General features: G+C 73.1%; 10 protein-coding genes. 1 reads left to right on the top strand and 9 read right to left on the bottom strand.

The window, feature by feature from the left end; translation table 11 throughout:
- Nucleotides 1-6: 6 nt before the first annotated feature.
- Entirely contained in the window at nt 7-252 is a 246-nt protein-coding gene (locus LPA42_RS18985; RefSeq protein ID WP_141722295.1) for a hypothetical protein, read from the bottom strand.
- Nucleotides 253-913: 661 nt separating this feature from the next.
- On the opposite strand from LPA42_RS18985, the gene LPA42_RS18980 reads away from it, so the two are divergent.
- Nucleotides 914-3,019 carry a UvrD-helicase domain-containing protein gene (locus LPA42_RS18980; protein ID WP_077939602.1) on the top strand — a complete coding sequence of 702 codons (2,106 nt, stop codon included), beginning with the start codon at nt 914-916 and terminating at the stop codon, nt 3,017-3,019.
- A gap of 541 nt (nt 3,020-3,560) precedes the next feature.
- On the opposite strand, the gene LPA42_RS18975 is transcribed toward LPA42_RS18980, so the two are convergent.
- From LPA42_RS18975 to LPA42_RS18940, 8 genes are all read right to left on the bottom strand, one after another.
- Nucleotides 3,561-6,212: a M14 family zinc carboxypeptidase gene (locus tag LPA42_RS18975; RefSeq protein WP_228986730.1), complete on the bottom strand. Its 2,652-nt coding sequence runs from the start codon at nt 6,210-6,212 to the stop codon at nt 3,561-3,563.
- A gap of 390 nt (nt 6,213-6,602) precedes the next feature.
- A complete protein-coding gene (locus tag LPA42_RS18970) occupies nt 6,603-6,860 on the bottom strand; it encodes a hypothetical protein (protein ID WP_198956724.1) in 258 nt (85 codons plus the stop codon).
- Nucleotides 6,857-7,366: a hypothetical protein gene (locus tag LPA42_RS18965; RefSeq protein ID WP_198956723.1), complete on the bottom strand. Its 510-nt coding sequence runs from the start codon at nt 7,364-7,366 to the stop codon at nt 6,857-6,859. The genes LPA42_RS18970 and LPA42_RS18965 overlap by 4 nt, the downstream gene beginning before the upstream one ends.
- A gap of 447 nt (nt 7,367-7,813) precedes the next feature.
- Nucleotides 7,814-8,620, bottom strand: a complete 807-nt coding sequence (locus LPA42_RS18960) for a metal-dependent hydrolase (protein ID WP_228986729.1) — start codon at nt 8,618-8,620, stop codon at nt 7,814-7,816.
- Entirely contained in the window at nt 8,551-8,847 is a 297-nt protein-coding gene (locus tag LPA42_RS18955) for a hypothetical protein (protein WP_228986728.1), read from the bottom strand. Before LPA42_RS18955 ends, LPA42_RS18960 begins: the two co-directional genes overlap by 70 nt.
- Nucleotides 8,848-9,411: 564 nt before the next feature.
- Nucleotides 9,412-13,083, bottom strand: coding sequence for a hypothetical protein (locus LPA42_RS18950; protein ID WP_144082774.1), 3,672 nt, complete (start codon nt 13,081-13,083; stop codon nt 9,412-9,414).
- A 5-nt stretch (nt 13,084-13,088) separates the two neighbouring features.
- Nucleotides 13,089-15,842, bottom strand: coding sequence for a hypothetical protein (locus LPA42_RS18945; protein ID WP_228986727.1), 2,754 nt, complete (start codon nt 15,840-15,842; stop codon nt 13,089-13,091).
- A 38-nt stretch (nt 15,843-15,880) separates the two neighbouring features.
- Nucleotides 15,881-20,344 carry a DUF6603 domain-containing protein gene (locus LPA42_RS18940; protein WP_077940434.1) on the bottom strand — a complete coding sequence of 1,488 codons (4,464 nt, stop codon included), beginning with the start codon at nt 20,342-20,344 and terminating at the stop codon, nt 15,881-15,883.
- Nucleotides 20,345-20,352: the final 8 nt, after the last annotated feature.

Raw genomic sequence — 20,352 nt, 5'->3', positions numbered from 1 at the left:
CGGCCGTCAGACCGCGAAGTCAGGGAGGAGAATCCTGAACCGGCACACCGTTTCCACCGTCGGCTGGGTCGGCCTCGGCGACCAGGGCGCACCCACCACCTTGTCGCCGGTGTTGAGCGCGGAGATGGGGCGGCCGCTGCCGTCGGCGAGCAGCACCCGGGTCGACGGGTCGAAGCTGTGGCAGTTCTCCTGCCGACGACCCGAACCCGCCGACGGCGAGCCACCACCTGAGGACCGATCGACCGTACGCACCGACGAACCACCGCCACCGCTCCCGCCCCGGCCCCCGCCGCTCCTGGTCGCGGCGGCACGGGCCGAAGAGCCCCCAACAGCCTTCACCCCGCTGCCGCCAGGCATCCGACTGCCCAGGCTCGGCAGCCGGCCGGCCGCCCTGCCGAGCGCCCGGGTCCCGAGCGCTCCCCCGAGCCGCCCGAGACCAGCCGACGCGGCACCGTCGAGACCACCCTCGATCATCGTTCCGGCCAGGCCGCTCCAGGAGAACTCCTGATCACCCCGGGAGACGTCGACCATGTAGCCGGTTCCTGACGCGAGGGCCCCCGCGGCGGCGCCGGCAAGGATCAAGCATCCGACGCCGGTGGCGCAGAGGGCGCCGACGGCGAGGGCGCTCGCACGCTCATGGGACCTTCCATTGCTGTCTCCGGCAATAACGATTGGACGGCTCAATCCTCGACAGATGATTCACGTGATCGGTATACCGATCGAGTGGCTACAACGTCAGCCCGATCGGGGTATACGTGCGGCGCACCACGATTATCGAGGCCACAACCAGGCGTCGATCGCAAGGCAGTGAGACTCTTGCCTCCGTCGGCAGTGATCATGGGCGGCCCGGAAAAACTGCCCCTATGCTGGCCGCGAAATACCGACGATCCGATGCCAACACGAGGATTCGCGAATGCGCCGGGATTCTGCTCTGGACAACAACACGGCGTCCGCCGCGATCGCCGAGGAACAGGTGTTTCTCGACCAGGCCACGGCCCGGCGCGACAAGCTTGCCGACCACCTGCTGGCCGGGCTCTCGGTGGAGGCTCTGGACGCGCTGGAGCAGGCGCGGCTGCGCATGCTCCGCCAGCAGTACGACGATCTGCGCCGCGCAACCGAAGGGCTGGTCTTCGGCCGCCTAGACGGGCTGGACGGCACCGTGCGGCACATCGGTCGGGTTGGCCTCCGCGACGACGAGGGCGGCGAGGACGACGAGCCACTGCTGGTGGACTGGCGCGCCCCGGCGGCGCGGCCGTTCTACACCGCGACCGCCGTCGACCCGCAAGGCCTGGCCCGGCGCCGGCACATCCGTACGACGGGATCGGCCGTCGTCGGCGTGGACGACGAGCCCCTCGACGGGACCATCACGACGGATCTCGTCGGCGAGGGCGCCCTCCTGGCGGCCCTGGACCAGCGGCGCACCGGCCGCATGTCCACGGCGATCTCCACGCTGCAACGCGAGCAGGACGACATCATCCGGGCCGAGGCGAGCGGCCCGCTGGTCGTGCAGGGCGGCCCCGGCACCGGCAAGACCGTGGTGGCCCTGCACCGCGTCGCCTACCTGCTCTTCGCCCATCCGACGATGGCCGAGCAGGCGGTCCTGGTCCTCGGCCCCTCCCCGCGGTTCCTGGAGTACATCGGCCAGGTGCTGCCCGCGCTCGGTGAGACAGCTGTCGTCGCGGCGACCTGCGACACCCTGCTGCCCGGGGTCAGCGTGGGCCGCGACGAGAGCCGGGCGCTCGCCGAGATCAAGGGCCGCGCCCTCTGGCAGCCCGCGCTCGAGGACTATGTCGCGTCGCTGCTGCCCCGGGCCCGCGACCTCAAGCTGCGCTGGGAGGGCGAGTTCTACGTCATTCCCGCCGCGACGGTGGCACAGGCGCTCGCCGCGGTGCGCGGACGCCCGTACCATCCGGCTCGCCGGGTCTTCGCCGAGCAGCTGCACCACATCCTGGCCGAAGCCGTCGTCGATCAGCGTGCGGCGCTGATGAACGAGATGGAGGAGGGCTTCGAGGACATCCTGGCCCGCGTCGACCGGAGCATGCACTACGACCCCGGTGCCGCCGCCGGCAGCGACGTCGACGGCCTGCTCTCCGATGAGGAGGTGGACAGCCTTCGCCAGCGCATCGCGGAGAACGCGGCCATCGCCCGGTTCGTCGAGGCCTGGTGGCCCACCCTGGACGCCGAGACCCTGCTGCGCGACCTCCTGGCCGACGGTGACCTGCTGGCCCGGTTCGCCCCGCAGCTGTCCGCGGCGGAGATCGCCGCCGTCGTGGTCGAGCCCGCGCCGTGGGCGTCGAGCGACATCCCCCTGCTCGACGCTGTCGCCGACCTGCTCGGCGACAGCGACGCCCCGCAGCAACAGGGCGAGTTCGTCGCCGACCGCGCCCGCCGGCAGCGCGGCTGGGTGTACGGCCACGTCGCCGTCGACGAGGCGCAGGAGCTGTCCGAGATGCAGTGGCACATGGTCGTGCGGCGGTGTCCCAGCCGCTCCATCACCGCGGTCGGCGACATCGACCAGGCGGAGGCGGCGCACCGGCACACCAGCTGGGCCCAGGCGGTGCAGGCCGTTCTCGGCGACCGCTGGACCCCTGCGGAGCTCACCATCTGCTACCGGACGCCGCGCGAGGTCATGGAGCTCACCGCACCGGTCCTGCAGCGAGCCGGCAGCCACCATGCGCCGCCCCGGGCCGTACGCGCCTCCGGCATCTCGCCCTGGGAGCGCACGGTGATGCCCGCCGAGCTCAGCGACGCGGTCGCCGAAGCCGTGCGCGAACTGCGCGAGCGATGGCGCGGTGGCACGGTCGGCGTCGTCGCGCCGGTCGGTCGCATCGCCGAACTGCAGGCCACGGTGGATGACGACGTGCCGGTGCTGTCCGCGGCCCAGTCCAAGGGCCTCGAATGGGACGCGACCCTCCTCGTCGACCCCGACGGCATCACCGCCGAACCACGCGGCTGGAACGGCCTCTACGTGGCACTCACCCGCTGCACCCAGGAACTCGGCCAACTGGTGCTTGCGTAGCCACACTGCTTCTCAGATGGTGATGACGTCCCGCACGCGCGAGGGCCTCCCGCAGTCCGGCGTGGTGTGGGCGTGCCTGGCGGTGTCGTCCCCGCAGACGCGGGGGTCTCTCGCGCGACGTGGCCACCAGCAAGGACCTGGCCGCGTCATCCCCCGCACGGGCGGGTGGCTGGCACGGCTGCGCGGTGGGCGCGCGGCTGTCCGGCGGCGTGCGGCAAGCCGCCCCCGGCCCGAGAAGCCGGGGGCGGCGGTGTTCTCGTGGTTGGCCGAGGTGACCGCCCAGACCACCGTCTCCTCATCGCCGGAGGTGGCGGTCGGCCCGCCGTCGGGGGTGGCGCGGTCGGCCCGCCGTCCGGCGCGTCGTGGTGACCGGCGGTGGCGAGCCGGTGCAGATAGTCGGCCTGGAACCGGGTCAGCAGGTGATGTCGGCCGGGAACAGCAGGTAGCGGGGCATGCACCGTTCCTAGCCGACGCAGCCCGCCCGGCTCCGCGCGGGGTGGGTGGGGGCGGCACCCGCCGGTGCCGCCCCCACCCGCCGGTGTCAGCCCACCACGGAACGCAGCGGGATCTGTTCGGCCCGCAGGGTCCGCACCAGGTCACCCAGGAACGGGTGCTCGTCGATCTGGAGACCCTCCGGGTTCGGGATCACCAGGTACGCCGAGCCGTGTGCCACCGAGACCCGCGCGGTGTCGGTGTACCGGTCGACGACCGCCTCGGTGCGGGCCAGGTCGTCGGCCGCCACCTGGATGGTGAACGGCCGCCACTCGCCGCCGAGGTTCTCGGCGACCGGGGTGGCCGCCGCGGCGGCGCGGTCCGGGTCGACCTGGACCGGCGCGGTCCGGGCGGCCGTGCCGCTGCTCGGGTACAGCAGCGCGTTGGCCACCAGGTGCAGGCCACTCTCGTTGTACGCCCGGAACAGCGGGTTGAACGCGAACAGCACCGCCCGACCGGCGCCGGTCGGCTCGTCCACCACCGCGACCGTGTCCTTGAGCGCGTCACCCTGCACCGTGTAACCGTTGGCCCAGAAGGTGTCCCCGCTCGGGTAGCGCAGCACGTTGCGGCCGGTGCTGCTCGGGGTGAGGATCGGGTCGTTGTTGTTGAACTCGAAGTCCTCCGCCGGCCGGCCCAGCCCGACCGGGCTGTCGGCGTCCACGTCGACCCGCAGGTGCGAGCCGATCACCGTGTAGCCGGTCGGCTTCGGCTTCTCGGTGGTCGAGGTGAGACCGGCGGCGCGGGCCATCCGGGTGCCCTCGTTGCGCAGGCCCAGGTAGGTGTGGCCCTGGGCGATCCAGTTGCGCAGGTTGGCCTGCCCGGTCGCGGTCAGCCCACCTGTCGCGTTGCTGCCGTCCGGCACCAGCAGCACCGTCCGGCCGGTGAAGGCGGGAGTGTTGTCGTTGATGTCGGCGGTGGTGACCGGGGTGAGATCCAGGCCCCACCGCTTACCCAGCACGTACCGGGCCTCGCCGTGCGAGCCGGAGGTGGTGGAGATGCCGGTGCCCTGGAACAGGCCGACGTCCGGCCGGCTGATCGGGGTGCCGACGGCCGCCGTGGTGTACGGGGTGAGGGTCACCCCCAACTTCTTGGCCGTGGTGTTCAGCTCCGGCGTCAACGCGCCGGCCGGCATCCCCACCTGGCCGTCGTCGAGGTCCCGGACCAGGTTCACGCCCCGGCCCAGCAGGGTGAAGGTGAACTCGGCCGCGGCGGCGGAGTCCAGCTCGTAGGTGTAGGAGCCCTTCAACGGCGGCGCGGCCAGGATCTTGCCGCCACCGGTGTTCTGGATCTTGTCGATCAGCTCCGCGTTGGGCTTGACGTCCGCGCCGGTGTAGACGGCGTTCACGCCCATCAGCAGCGGGTTGCTCCACGACGACACGTCATAGAAGTACGGGAACGGCGTGTACGGGTCCTCACCCATGATCGCCTGGATCCAGTGCTTCTGGGGCTGGTTCATCGGAATCCAGTACGACCCGACCGGCACGGTCAGGTTGGTCGCCGACCGGCCACCGAAGAGCTTCGCGCTGGGCAGCTTGACGGCCTTGCGGACCTGGTAGACCTCGACGTCCATCCGGCGCAGCCGCTCGACGAGCTGCCGGGCGTCGGCGAGCTGCCGGTCGGGCAGCAGGAAGTACGACCGGACGGTCTGCGCCGGCACCGGGAACTGGACGGTGTTGGTCGGCTGGACCACCTCGTTGGGCTCCAGCGTGCCGGCCCGCCCCTGGGCGAGGGCGTCCTTCCAGACCTTGAACCAGCCGTTGAGCACCTCACGCTTGTGCGCCGCAGCCCAGCCCAGCGTCGACCACTGGGTGTGGAACTGCTGCTGCACCCGGTCGGCCACGGCCGACGAGCTGCCCTTCTCGAAGGTCATGCCGGCGGCCCCGAAGCCGGCGGCCGGCACCGTGTCGCCGTACCCCATGAAGAACAGGTCGTAGGTGGAGTAGTTGAAGTAGCACTCGGTGGTCACCGCGCCGCCGCACGCGCCGTTGTAGCCGAAGCCGGCCTTGTTGGCCTCACCGATCCGGTTGATCCAGTCGACCGCCTCGCCGGAGATCTCGTGGTGGATCGGGTCGGCGTTGGGCGGGAAGAAGTACTGCCTGCCGCCCATCTCGTGCGCGTCGATGAAGACCTGCGGCGGATACCTGCGCATCAGTTCGAGCTTGCCGTCGGTCTCCTGCTGGGTCCGGGCGAACCAGTCCCGGTTCATGTCGAAGCCGTACTCGTTCTGCCGGCGGCTGGCGTCGCGGCCGTCCGGGTTCTGCGTCGGCACGATGATCGTGATCAGATTGTCGTTGCGCTGCTGGACCTCGCAGGAGAGCCCGGCGGCCAGCTCGTACAGCGTCTTGAGGGCGGCGTCGGTGCCGCTCTTCTCGCCGCCGTGCACGTTGGCGGTGACCCAGACGATCGCCGGCGCCGCCTCGGCGATCTCCCCGGCCTGCTGCTGGTTAACCACCCGGGGGTCGCGCAGCGAGCGGACGTCCTCGGCGATGCCCTTGAGCACGGCCGGCCGCACGTTGCGCTCGTTCGACACGATCGCGTACGGCAGCGGCTGGCCGAGCACGCTGGTGCCCATCACGCCGGTGACGACCCGCTTGGAAGCGGTGTCCACGGCGTCGAGGTAGCCCCGCACCTCCTCGTTGGTGACCACCCGTTCCTGGCCGGTGCCGAGCGGGAAGCCGAGGTAGCTCTCCGGACTGGGCACCGAGGCCAACCGGTCGGTGGGATCGGTACTACAGGTTGTCGGGGGCGCGGCGGCGGCCGAGGGGCCGACCACCAGAGGGGTCATTCCGGCCAGTAGTACGATTGCGGTGGCGCTCGCCAGCCGTTTACGGGAATGCAATGTGGAGCGGAATGGGGCAGTTCGCATGGTGTCCCGTTTCCCTTCCCGGGAAATGAATCAAGGGTGCCCGGAGCGTATGACCTGCGCTTTCGGGTGGTCAAGATTCACAACCGGCGGCCGGTACACGATTCGTCAACTGCCACACACCCGGCCTAATGTGGGCGTTTGGTGGCGAGTCTGCGCGTCCACCGTGGACCCGGCTTCCCGGTGCCGGCGGTCCCGGCCCACCGACGGCGGGCCGGGACCGGTCGATCAGCGCACCCGGACGAACACCGGGTTGGAGTAGAACCACAGATCGCTCCACGGGCTCTCCAGCCCGTCGGCCAGCGGCTCGGCCTCGTCGGTGCTGGTGCCACGTACCCGCAGGTAGCTGTCGGCCCCGACGTCGCGCAGGGTGTGCCGGATGACGTACTGGGCACCCTGCTGCCGCCAGTCGCGCGGACCGAAGCGGGCCACCGCGGCGGTGGTCGGGTTGGTGTCGGCGTCCCGGTCGGCGCTCGGGCCGGTCACAGCACGTAGGTCTTGCTGTACTCACCCGGCCGGAAGTCGCTGCCGCCCCGGGTCCAGTGCACGTGCGAGTCGGAGATCGCGGTGTTCCACCAGCGCCGCCCCTCGCCGAGCAGCGCGTCCCACAGCCCGCCGACCCGGGCGGTTGCCTGGTCGTAGCCGCCGTAGGTGGGGTGGTTGCCGTAACCGCCCCGCGCGCTGCCGTTGAGCGGGCCCGCCTGGTGGCCCGGGGCGCACTCGAAACCGACGTACACGTCCGGGGCCGCGTCGTTGCCGTTGCGGAACTCGTGCGGGAGATCCTGCCCGTACACCCCGAGCCCGGTCGCCGAGCGGGAGGTGTGGTGGGCGATCACCAGCGGCTTGTGCGGCATGTTCCGGGCCACCCGGAGGAACTCCACCATCTTGGCCTCGGTGTCGCGGCCCGGGTCCGCCGGGAACGGGTCCCGCTTGGCGAACCGGCTCTCCAGCTCGAAGAGCTGCTTCGCCTCGTCGGTGTGCCGGGGAATCATCAGGGCATGAGCAGGTCTGGATCCGGGAACGCCCAAACGTCGGCGGCGCGACCCCGAGTCGGCGAGATCGGTCGGGACAAGAGCGTCGGCCGACGCCTGCGGGTCGGGGACGTCGACGAGAGCAACGTGTGGGCCCACGTCTTCCACGTCCGAGCCCACGCCAATACCTCCGACAGTTGGAGACACAGCGTCACCGGAACCGGACAAGACAGCGAGCTGCAGTTCTTCTGCCGGTTCGTCGCCCTGCCCCTACTGACACACCTCGCAGACCACCAGGACGCCCAACTCCACCGCATCAACCCCGGCTGGACCACAGGATCCCCTCACAAACCGTAACGACGATCGCGCGCGGAATCGCGATTACAAGCCGGTTGCATCACCCGACCCTGCCAGTCGGGCAGGCCAGTTCGAAGCGTGTCTCGGGCCAGTGGCGCGGAGCGGCAGTGGCTACGGCGCGATCAGGGTCCAGGCGCTGATTCCGCCCAACACGATCAGGGCGGGCACGACCAGGAGCAGTTCGGCGGCCGAGCCGGTGCGGAAGCGCAGCGGGGCCCACATGCCCAGCGGCGCCCACCGGCAGCCCCGGATCCGGATCGGCCACAGCAGCGGCACCCGGCTGAAGGTCAACGCGTCACCGAGGGAGTGCACCAGACAGCCCAAGCCCAGTGGCAGACCGACCCACCACCATCCGGCGACCGGGCCAGGCAGCGCAGCGGCCATCACCCCGACGAACAGCCCGGCCGCCGCCGCCCCGTACGCGCCACGGGTGCGCCTGCGCAGGACCCCACGCGCGGCCAGCGCCGCGGCCAGCCCGGCGACCACCGCCGCGGCGACGTCCCCGCCGACCCAACACGCCAGCGACACCAGCAGGCCGGCGGCAACCGCGAACAGCAGCGTGTGCGTGACCGCTCGGTGCCCGCCCCTGCCCACGCAGCAGCGGCAGGAGGCCCCGCGCAGCGCCGCCGCGCCCGCCGCCGCGCCCTGGGCGACCAGCCGGGTCACCGGACCCAGCGACCGGGCGACGACCGAACCGGGATGGTCGACGTCCGGCAGCAGCGCCCCACCAGCGGTGACAGCCGCGCCGACTACCACAGTGCCCACCGCCGGCCGCGCCTCCAGCCCGGCCGCCACCGCGCAGCCGCCCAGCCACACCACCGCCCCGGACAACGCGTGAGAACGCCCCATCACCGCCGCGCCACCACCCTCCACCATCGACACGAAACGCGAACGAAGCATCGCAGAGAGCAGCGACACGCAGAAGCCCGCGCCGTCGTCTCGTCGACACCGGCCTCGTCGAGATGGGCGTCCAGTTCGGCGTCGAGGGCCGATTCGAGCACGGTGCGGGTGGTCCCCGCGAGGAGCCCACCCGGCCCGACCAACGACACCCCGTCGGCCTTGGCCCGCTCCACCAACTGCTGCGCGAACTCCGCTTCGGCCGCCGAGGGCTGCGGACGTGAAACCGTGTTCTTCTTGTCTGCCATGACGTGGTCCTTCCCGGACAGGATCGACGTCCTGTCCAACGGACCACACCCAGGCCACTACGCAGTCCCAGCACCGGACGTCTCCGACGTCCTCGAACGCCTTGGCGCCGACCGGAACGGACGCCCCACGCCCGGGGCTCACCACGATGACCATGGATGACAAACCTGGTTGCCGCCCCGGGTAATCGGGGGGTTTTCGGGGGGCGGTTCAAAACTCCATAGACGAAAGCAAAATCCCTGACCAGGGTTTCCGCTGGTCAGGGATTTCGTTTGTCGGGACGGCCGGATTCGAACCGACGACCCCTTGACCCCCAGAGATCCAGCCGATCTGTCGGCACCTGCCAGACGATGCCACACCGTGACGGATGTGCAGGTCAATGGCCAGGTGACTCCTGACCTATGCCAGCCCGTCCCCGACCGTCCGTGAGCCGGTTGTGAGAAATCTCGGCAGGTGAGGGCGCTGGGCAGCAAGGTCCAGCGCCCTCAGGCCAGCAGTCACCGATCGTCCGCAGACTCAGTCCTCCCCGCTCGGTTCCAGGAAGAGCCGAGAGGCCGTGCCCGTCGCTACTGCGGCGGGCGTCTCCCGCCGTGCAGCCGCAGCCAGCCACTGCGTACTGCCGGCGGGGTGCCGGGGAAGCGGGCGGCGCCGTCGGCCGGGGCGATGTCGAAGGTGGTGACGTCGGCGCCGTCGCGTTCCGACCAGGACCAGGTGCCGCCGACCTGCGGAGGCCGGGGAAGCACGATCGCGGGCCCTGCGGCAGAGGCTTGCAGGTCGGTCAGCAGCGGGCCGAAGCGAACGGTCAGCGCCATCGCCGCCAGCGCGTCGGCGACCAGGCGTTGCGGCAGGGTCAGGGTCGTCACCGGCAGGATGTCGGTGACCAGGTGGACGGGCAGCCGGGGATCCATCAGCACGATGAGGTCGGTGCGCTCCGCGTCATCGAACCTGACCGCCGGGAACGAGTCCGGGTCGATCGGCCGGACGTAGTCGGTGGTCAGGCCGGACGGTCGGTAGGCCGCCTGGAAGTATCCGCCGTCCGGGTAGGAAAGGTAGCCGATCAGGCCGTCGCCGCGCAGCGCGGCGTCGCCGACCCGCACCGGGAAGACGTGGGCGGACACCGGCGACGGGACCGGGTCGAAAGTGCGCGGCCACTGCGGGTCGGTGCGCGGCGGCCGGGCCGACCTGCCGTGCAGCGTGGCGCAGACCAGTGCCAGCGGACGGCCGGCCAGGGCCGCCAGGTAGGTCTCGTCGCCGCCGCCGGGCGGGTCGATGGTCCACAGCGTGGCGTCGACCGTGCGCAGCAGGTCGGCGAAGGCCGCCGGGCCGGCGACGGTCAGGCCGCGCAGGAAACCGCCCAGCACCGGGAAGTCCCCGGTGAGCAAGTCGAGGGTGGGGCAGGCCGAGCCCGGGGCGGGCAGCCACGAGATCTGCGGCCCGGTCAGGCCGGCCGTCTCGGTCAGCTCGCCCAGGGCGGTGCCGTCCGGGGCATAGCAGGCGAGGGCCTCGTCGAGCGGGCTGGGCACGATCCAGGCGCACACCACGTCGCCGGCGACCCGGGCGTCCCCGCCCGGCCGGCTAGGTTGACCCGGTCCGGCCGGTGCGAAGCCGACGTCGAGCCGCGCCGGCTCCAGCAGCCGTGGCGGCAGCTGGATGAACGTCGCCACCCCGGTGTCGATCGACTGCTGCGGCACCATCCCCTCCGCGATCGTCGGGGTGAGCGCGTCGGCAAGCCTCCCGTCGTACACGTCGATGCTTTGCCCGAACCGGTCGACCACCCTGACCTGCGCGAAGGCGAACTGACCGGCGCGCAGGGCCTGGAATCCGCCGGGCTCGGGCGGGCCGTAGGTCACCGGCCCGTCGACCATCGGCATCGCGACACCGCCGCCGCCGATCAGCTCGGCGATGCTCAGGCCGGTCGCCGGGTCCACGTCGGCGGCGTCCGGGGTGCGCAGGCTCGCCGGACTACGCAGGGCCAGCTGCTCGTTGAAGCCGCTCAGGGCCTGGGACAGCAGGTCCCACGAGTCGACGGAGGCGGCGAAGGACGACAGCGCGGTCCGCGTGGGCTCCGGCAGCGTGGTCAGGTAGGTGTCCAGGCGGGCCTTGAAGGTGGCCGAGGGCTGCGGTGTCAGCAGGCTGCGGCCGCTGATGCTGAACGGGCGCCCGGGCTTCTGCCCCGGTCCAGGTCCGGGGTACGTCCAGCCGGTGGGCCAGCTCGCGTCGTACGAGGTCCCGTCGAAGGTCCACAGGGTGTCCAGCGGCAGTGGGTAGTAGGTCGTCTGCCATTCCAGGAACAGCGGTGCCCAGGGCTGCGACCAGCGCTGCGGCAGGATCGCCGGCAGTGTCCCGGTCACACCGGAGCCGGCCGCCATGAGCTGCTCGGCGGCGGTGGTCAGCTCGGCCGTCGCCCATGGCAGCCCTACACGCTCGGCGGCGATGGCGGCGACCTCGGCGGCGTGGGCCGGGTCGAGGAGGTACGCCTCCGCTTGGAGGGCGACGAACGCCGCCGCCACCGGGACCCCGCCGTGTTGGTCGGTGAGGGGCACGATCCCCGGCGCGCCCGCGACGTCGCTCGCGTTCACCGGGATCTGCACCCCGGGCGGCGGGATCGGACCGGGCGCCGAGCCGTCCGGCAGCCGGCCGTCCGGACCGACCAGCCCGGCCAGCGGCAGGGTCAGCGCCGTGACCAGCTGACCGGCGAAGCGGCACGGCAGTAGCCCGTCCGCGCCGGTGCCGAGGTTCTCGTCGAACGTGCCCGCCCGCACGCCCGCGATCACCACTACCGGGTCGGCCGCGCTGCGGAACGACGGCAGGTCGGCGCGCTTGAGCACGGTGTGCGGGGGCAGTGGGTGCCGCGCGGTGTAGGCGTCCATCGCGGCCGCCAACTCCTGCTGCGAGGCGCCCCACGGCACGTCCGTCCGGGCCCGTTCGACCTCCCGGCGCAACGCCGCGACGCGGCCAGCCAGGCTCTCCGGCCGGCCAGGGTCGAGCTCTGCGGCGAACCGGTCGTCGGTCAGGCCCTCGGGACGGTATTGCAGGGCGTTGTACCGGCCGCGCTTCCACCACAGCTCGTACAGCTCGCGTTGCAGCGCGGCCAGCCGGCGGGCGGCAAGATCGTAGCGGGCCTGCGCCCGGTTCAGCTCGGCGAGCCAGTCCGGGTCGGCGGTGCTCGGCTCTGCCGGCGGCCCGGCGCCGTCGGGCTGCGCCGCGACCACCTGCCACACCGATCCGCCGGGGCGCGCCGTGAACCAGGCGTCGTGGATGCGGGTGGCGAGCAGCGCTGGGCCGTCCGGCTCGTCGAGGGTGTGCAACAGGTCGTACTGGAAGGCTTCGAGCAGGTCCGGGTCGAGTCCGGCGTCGGGTTGCCGGGCGGCCCGGTCGCGGATGAGGGCGGACACGGCGTCGACGGAGGTGTTGCCGACGGCCAGCGCGGCCGGGGCCGGGCGCGGCGCGGCGAACGTCCGCGAGTAGGTCAGGGCGCGGATCGCGCCGTGGCAGACGGTCGTGTCGGCGACGCGCCCGGCCGGGTCCGGGCCGACGGACCAGCCCAGCTCGGCCAGCCGGGCGGCGAGGCCGGCGGGCTGCCGTGCCGGGGCCAGTACGTCCGACGCGGGGTCGGCGTACCAGCCGACGACCACATAGGACAGCGTCGACCCGTCCTCGACGTCGTCGGCCGGGTCGTGCAGCGAGAACACCCCGACGGCGTGCGGCTGATAGGCGGCGAACGTGATGTTGCCGGGCGCGACCGCGGTCAGGAACGGCGCCGGACGCTCGGCCGGCTCGCGCCAGCCGGCCAGGGGCAGCACCCGGCCGATCCGGGTCGGCGTCGGCGTCCGGGCGGCCGGGTCGAGGTACGGCGAGGCTCCGTCCGGGCCGAGGTAGTCGCTCTCGACGACCCACCCTCGGGTCCGGACCCGGTCGCCGGGCGCCCGATCCACTCGCGTCGCGCTGCGGGCCACCATCCAGCGGTTCGGCGCCAGCGGATAGGCCGTCGTGCCGTCCGCCGCGTCGTGGTGCCCGGTGCGCATCGCGGCGGGCAGGACCCACTGCAGGTGAACCCCGTCGCTGTCGGCGTCACCGGCCCAGTCCAGCCGGGGCTCGGCGAACGCGTCGGGTTCGGGCGAGCCGAAGCCGGGCAGCTGGGTGTAGTCCATCCGCCACCGCCGGAAGCCCTGGGCGCGTACGCCGGGGTTGACCTGGAGGGCCTGAAGCTGGATCGGGACCAGCAGGGTGGTGTCCACCGGGCTCACGTCTCTCTCGGCGCTGGGGCGGTGTGGTGGAGGGTGAGCTGATGCGCCGACGCGAGGAGTTCGGTGGCGAACAGAGCGGGGCCCATCGGTACCTCGGTGCCGGGCAGCAGTTCCGCCAGCCGGGCCTGCAGGGCGTCGGCGAGGTCGTGCACCCGCAGGACCGACGGATCGCCCGGGCGGGTGAAGGCGGCGTGCAGGCCGGGCTGCCCGGCGGCCGGGAACCGGGCGTTCAGCTCGGTGCCGTCGGGCCGGCGCAGGACCAGCCCGCCACCGCCACCCTCGCCACTGCCTTCGCCACCGCCAGCTTCGCCACCGCCGTCGCTGAAGCCGAAGTGCAGGCCGTGCCAGGGTTCGGTCAGCGTCACCGTGTCCGGCACGCTGTCGAAGAGCGCCAGCAGCACGGTGTCGGAGAGCCGGTCCAGCCGCAGCAGCGGCACCGGCCGGCCGCCGGCGCTGGCCTCGACGGCCAGGCCGGGCCAGCCGGCGACCACGGCCGAGCGCAGCAGAAGTCCGGTGCGCTGCTGTGGCAGGGGGATGGCGTCGGGGCCGGGGTCGGGACGGTCCGGCCTGCCGGGGATGTCCGGCAGGCCCCCGGAGCCGGGCGGCCCCTGCGGTGTGGTCGGGGTGGGGGGCGTGGGCGGGGTGGCCAGGCCGGCCGCCGTGGAGGCACCGGTTCCGGCGGCCTCTGCCCCGCCGGTGGGTACCGCCAGGTCCGGCCGGTTCCGGTGGTCCGCGCGTACCGCACCCACCTTCGCCGCGACGATCTCGACCAGCGGCCGGCTCATCGCCTGGTGCAGCTCCAAGTCGCGGCTGCCTTCGACGCCGATGCTCAGCGCACCGTCGATCAGGGCCGCGATCCAGCCGCTGTCGAGGTAGAAGAACCGCATCGACTCGACCGGGAGCATGCGTTCGTCCGGGATCAGGTGCCGGAACGGGATCCGGTGCAGCAGTGCCAGTTCGGCCAGCCAGCCGGTGGCCGGGTCGGCGGCCGGGCCGCGCGCGTGGTCGGCGAGCAGGTCCTGGACGTCGGTGCGGGAGAGCAGGTATCGCAGCTGCTCGACCGGGTCGAGCCCGTCCCGGCCGGGCCAGCCGGGTCGGCCGGGGATGAAGCCGGTCGGCAGATCCGGGTCGGACGGTCGCGGCGGGGCTGGCGGCTCGGCCGGCTCGACCGGCTCGGCCGAAGACAGGTGTGCCGCATCGAAGCCCTCATCGAAGCCACCGCCGCCGAGGTACAGCGCCGACGGTGGTGGCAGCAGGCCCGCGATGACCGCTGCGGCGGCGGTGCCCGGCGACACCACCATCGGCGGGCTCGGCGGTGCGGGTGGGCCGGTGAGTACCGAGGTCAGCTGGTCGCCCATGCCACCGGCCAGCAGTTCCCCGAACGCGTTGCGGCTGTGGACGGCGAGCAGGTCGGCGGCGCTCACCTCCGGACCGGGTGGCGGCGTGGGAGCAGGCGGCACCGGCAGCACCGGCCTGAGGTTGGCGAACAGCGGCGAGCCCGCCCGCGCCTGGAGCTTGGCCACGATCTGGAACGCCGAGCGGCGGGCGTTGACCATCGCCACGGCGAAGCCACGGTCGGCCAGCGCCGCGAGCCGGCCGGCCTCGAACGCCACCGCGTAGGAGACGTCGAAGACGCCGTCGGACTGCGAGTAGACGGTCACCTCGGAGGCGGTCGCGTAGTGCGGGGTGCCGTCGGTCGGACCGGGCAGCGGCTGTGCCGGGTACGGCGTGAACGGCCCCCGGTACCAGGCGAAGGTCTGCTCACCGGTGGGTAGCCGGTAGTCCAACGCCGCGAAGCCCTGCCGAAGCCGGGTCAGCGCCGCGGACGGCGGTGCGGACGGCGGCACCGGGATCCGCGGCAGGAGCGCCTCGGGCCCGGCGGACACGGCAGGGGCCAGCCCGGCCAGCAGCCGGCCGATGTCACCGCCGCCGGCCGGGTTCGAGGTGAACGACCACGAGGCAAGCACCGCCAGCCGCAGCCGGACGTCCCCACCGTCCCCACCGTCCGCCGGGGCGCCGCCAACACCCGGCAGGTCGACGGCGTGGCCTTCGAGCGAGACCAGGCAGGCGAGGTGGGCTGAACCGGTGCCGCCGCTGCCGGGCGGCGGGGCGGGCCGGCGGTTGGCGACGACGACGGCGTGCCAGCCGTCCCGGTCCGCCTGCCCGGCCGCGCGGGACGCGGTGTCCGTGCGCCGCACGTGTGCCAGCAGCCGCGCCTCACCGGCGGCCGGTGCGATGGCGGTGAACAGCCGCCGGTGCAGGCTCAGGCTGGTCATCTGCGTCGCGAGGACCTGCGCCGACAGCTTGTCGGCGGCGATGGCCGGCGGACGTTCGTGGGGGTCGGAGGCGTCCAGGAACTGCGCGACGGTCCCCGTGTGCAGCGCCGGGCCGGGCGGCAGCTCGTCGGAGCGCAGCAGCAGCAGCGCCAGCCAGGGCTCGGCAGGGTCGCTCGAGTCGGCGCCGAGGTGCCGCTCCCAGGGCAGGGTGCGCCGGTTGAGGACGATCGAGGGCAGGGTGGCGCCGAAGTCGCCGGAGCTGTTCGCCGGTGGGTACATCTCGCCGACATCACCGGCGTCGAGCACGAAGCGCGGGGCATCGACGGTGAACGTCTGGGTGCGCGGTCCGAAGTACGCTCCGGTGTCCACGCCGTCGACGCTCTGCACGGCGGACAGCTCGTAGGTCCCCGCGTCCAGGCCCGGGCGGTACCCGTCGTAGAACTGCACGGAGCCCGGCGGCAGCGGCTCGCTCATCGACGTTCCTCTCTCACTGGGTCGCCGTGCCGGCCCGTTCAGGGCGCGGTCCCGGTCAGCATCGGCTCATCGGTGAACAGCGACCCGGCGGCTGCCGCGAAGGCGTCGACCGGCCCGTCGGCCGATGGCGCGGCGCCGAGGACGCCGAGCGCGGCGAACAGCGCGGCGCGCGCCGCCGTCGCGGCCGGGCCGGCGATCTGCGCCGCGATCGCGCCGACCGCGCCGGAGTGCGTCGCCACTGCGCCGACCGGCTCGGCGGCGGCGGTCAGTGGCAGCGCGTCGTCGGCCGTGATCCGCGCTACGCCGAGGGTGCCGGCCGCGTCGACCGGGCCGCCGGTCCACCCCGCGACCGCAGGCGGTGCGGTGAGGGTCAGGCCGGTGAGCCGATCAGGGACCAACTGGGCGTTGCCGGGGTCGAGTGTCGAACCGTCGCCGGCGCCCCACAGCGCCGTGGGGACGTCCGAGGTGACGCCGGCAGCGTGCCAGCCGGTCGCGGTCAGGTCGATCTCGCCGGCCGTGCCGCCGGTCGTGCGCCGCAGTGTCACCCGCTGCCGCACCGTCAGGCCGGTGCGGCCCAGGGGTCGGACGTCCACCGGCGGGCCGGACACGGCAGCGGTCTGCGTCGTGGCGCCGAGCAGCACCTGGCTGACCGGTACCGCGTTGCGCAGGGTCACGGCGAAGCCGTCGGCGCGTACCGGCCAGGACTCCGGCCCGGCCGAACCTGTCGCGCCGACTGAGTCAGCCGAGCCGACTGAGCCGGTCTGCGGCGCGGCCAGTCCGGCCGCCGCGGTGAAGGTCGTGCTCGCCGTGGCGGCCGGCAGCAGTTCCTGGAACCCGGCCCAGTCCAGCCGGGTCTCCGCCGGATCGGCGGTGTCGGCCGCAGCACCGAAGGCCACCGTGAAGGTGACGATCCACAGCCGGACGGTGACCGTCCCGCCGGTGGGCGGACCCCACAGCTTCAGCTCCGCGCCCGCCTCCAGGTGCAGGGTCTTCGCCGTGAACAGCAGGTTGGCCGTGTACTCGATCCCGACGCTGACCCCGATCCGGGTCCGGAACCGGAACGGCGCCCACGCGACCAGCAGATCGGCCTGGGCCGTGAACCAGGCGGTCAGGCTGCCGTCGTGGTAGCGCACGTCCAGCGTCCCGCCGGCCATGATCGCCGACGGGGTGAGCGCGAAGTAGGCGGTGCCGGAGATGCGTACCGCCGCATCCAGCGACCAGGTGAAGCCGACCCGTGGTACGACCGGGTAGTGCTTCGGCGCGTCGAACGCGGGGTGGTAGCCGCCGATGGTGACCGCGAAGTCGCCGGCGTTGCGGTGCTCGCCGAACCAGGCGTAGAACGCGAAGCCGCCGGTGAGGACGCAGGCCGGGTCGAGCAGGTACGAGTTTCGGGTCAGCCCCGCGGACAGGGCGAAGATCCCCTCGCCGGGCCGCAGCACACTGCGGAGTTCGAGCTGCAGCTGCGCGTACGGGCGGGCCGCGCCGGTCGACGGGAAGCGGGCCGTGGTCACGCCGAGCAGTAGGACCGTCAGCGTGTTGCCGAACTCGACGGCCAGCAGGGCGGTCGTGTCGAACTGCCGGTACGTGTGGAAGCGCACCCCGACGGCCAGCCAGGTCTGCCCCGGCGCGGGGCTGAGCCAGGGCTGCGGCCCGCCGGTGAGGGCGGCCAGCGCCTGCGCCGGTGAGCCGTCCGCATCCTGTTCGCCGAGCCCGGCGACCAGCGGAAAGCCGGCCACCTCGGTGACCGCGGGAAGCCGGATCGTGGAGTTGTAGCCGAAGCCCGCCGCCAGCGCGGTAACCGAGAACGCGGGCGGACCCCCGAACCCTCCGGCGGCCCGCAGGAACAGGAACATCGACGGTTCGCCGTCGACCTCGGTGTACGAGCCGTAGGCCAGCGCACCCCAGGACGGCATCGAGACTGCGGCGCCGCCGTCGTACCGGAACGCGGCACCGTCCGTCGGCGGGACCGAGGTGAACCCGCCGAGGATCGCCAGCGGCGCGTTCACGTAGGACAGTGCCAGGCCGCGCACGTCGAACCGCGGCACGAAGCCGGCCACCGGCACCCCGATCGAGGCGCCCTGCAGGGCCAGGGACAGGCCGTCGGCCTCCAGCGAGCCGTCCAGGACGAACCAGAGGGCCGCGTCGCGGTACCGGGCGCCGACCCGGGCGATGGTGACCGGTCCGAAGGCCTTCTGCACGGTGAACCACACGGTGCCGTCCGCGTCGGTCGGCGCGGCGGCGACCACGCCACCCTGCCCGGACGACGGTCCGACGGTCGAGCCGGGCGGGGACGCCGTCCCGGCCGCCGGAACGGCACCGAGGGCGATCGGGATGCGTTGCGCGCCGAAGCGCAACACGGTCGAGAAGGCAAGGCCCGAGGTGGTGCCCTGCTCCGGGAACCGAGGCGAGCCCTCCCGGACGAGCGCGTTCGCCGCCTCGGCGAGGCGCGGGCCGATCGGCGCGCTGGACACGATCGCCTGGATCTCCTCGACCGCGCAGGTCTCGGCGCCGCCGAGAGCGCCGCCGACCAGCGGCAGGTCCGACAGCCCGATGGCATCGCGGACCCGCAGCGCGGCCAGGTAGTGCGGCACCGCGGGCCCGCCGTCATCCCCGGCCATGGGCAGGGCGACGAAGACCGCCGCGCCGTGCGCCGCCGACCGGGCCGCCACCATCAGCTGCCCGGCGGCCGAGTCGTACGCCAGGTCCGCGGCCACCAGGGTCAGGTCCAGGCCCGGCGGCAGCTCCGGCACCGGCAGGCCGAGGCCCTCGGCCAGCTCGACCAGGGAGATCGGGCGGTCGCCGGGGCCGGCCGCCCAGTGCGCGTCGATGCTCGTGTCGCTGCGGCTGTCGCGCTGGTCGAGCGCCACCGTACAGGTCATCGGGCCGACCGTCAGTGTCGCGCTACAGCGGACGGCGGTGTCGGCGACGTCGACGGTCAGCCGCAGGTCGAGGTCGGTGGTGTCGCCGACCGGGCACCGCAGGTGGGCGGTGAAGCTGAACGTCTGCTCGGTGTCGAACCGCACCAGCAGGTCGTCAACGACCAGGCCGGTCACCGCCGCCGGCAGCGTGAACGCACCGAACCGCGCGGCCAGGTCGGCGACGAGGTCGCCGACCCGCAACCGTTGCCCCCGGCCCGTGGTGCCGGTGAAGACCCAGACGTCGCCGTCGCCAGGGTGCCGCGCCTCGATGGAAAGGTAGGCGCCGGCGAACTCCAGCCCGCCGCGGATCGACCCGGAGTACCCGTCGGCGTCCTTGGCCACTGCGATGCTCAGGTCACGGAACCCGACCGGTCCGATCGCGAAGTCGTCGTCGGCGGCGGCGATCTCGAATTCATAGGCGCCTTCGGCCGGGTGCGCGGCCAGCGCCAGCTCGGTGATGACGATGTCGGGGAAACCGGTGGAGGCGCCGAAGCAGTGCTCGAACAGCGCCTTCAGGCGGATGCTCGCGCCGTCGGCGAGGGAGCCGGCGAACCGGAAGCCGGGTAGGAGCACGTCGACGTCGACGCGGACACCGGCGAGCGTGACGTGGCCGGTGATCGTGGCATTACGCAGCGCGCCGGCATCCGGGTCAAAGCCGACCCGGACGCCGTCGATGCCGATCTCGCCGAGGCCGACGGCCTGCGTACCGGTGTCGACCGCTGCCCGCAGGTCCGCGCCGCCGACGAACCCGGCGAGGTCGGCCAGGCTCGGCAGCGTCCCGTCAGCCGGGATGACAAGCAGCTGCCACGGCCGGAGCAGGCCGACGTCGACGGCGACCGTGTAGTCGCGCCCGATGGTGAGCGCGGCGTGCACGCGCGCGGCGAACCCCTCGGTCGAGACGCCGTTCGCGCTCGAGTGGGTCCGGGTGAGCATGACGCCGACGGAGCGCAGGACGAGCCGGTCCGGCACCACCACCCAGTCGACGGCCGCGCCCAGCTCCAGCACCACGGTCGTCAACGGTGCCGCGCCGTTGCGGGTCAGCAGGCTGAGCCCGTCGATGGTAAGGCCGGTGCCGAACGGCCCGCCGGCGGGCAGCCGGAAGGGCGAGGGTGCCCCGGTCAGCAGCGCGACGAGGTCGGCGAGGTCCTGCGGCGGGTGCCCGCCACCGCTCAGGGCACAGCGCAGCCCGCCGTCGTCGGTGAGCTGCCCGGTGACCGGCAGAGCCAGCGGACCGGCGTGCAGGACGCCGGCGATACCGGCGTCGACCACCGGAGGACGGCCAGCGGCGCTGCGGCTGACGATCAGCGTGACCGTACCGGGCTCGAGCGCGTCCGGGCCGAAGGCACTCACCGGCCACGTCATGCCCACCGGGCCGGTGACGGTCAGGCGCTGCGGCCAGGTCGCGGTGTCGCTGAGCGCGAAAGACGCATCGGCCAGCTCCAGCCGGGCGCCGGGCAGGCCACGCAGGAACGCGGCCAGCCGGGCGTCGTCGATGGTGCCCGGTTCAAGGACCAGGCGTCCCTGGGCTACCTGGGACTCCAGCCGGGTCTTGAGGTCCTCCAGCGGGAGGTGCGCGATGTCCATCCGTGTCC

The organism is Micromonospora sp. DH13, from assembly GCF_020873825.1.
Taxonomy (GTDB): Bacteria; Actinomycetota; Actinomycetes; order Mycobacteriales; family Micromonosporaceae; genus Micromonospora; species Micromonospora haikouensis.
This window is presented reverse-complemented; position numbering and strand designations above follow the sequence as displayed.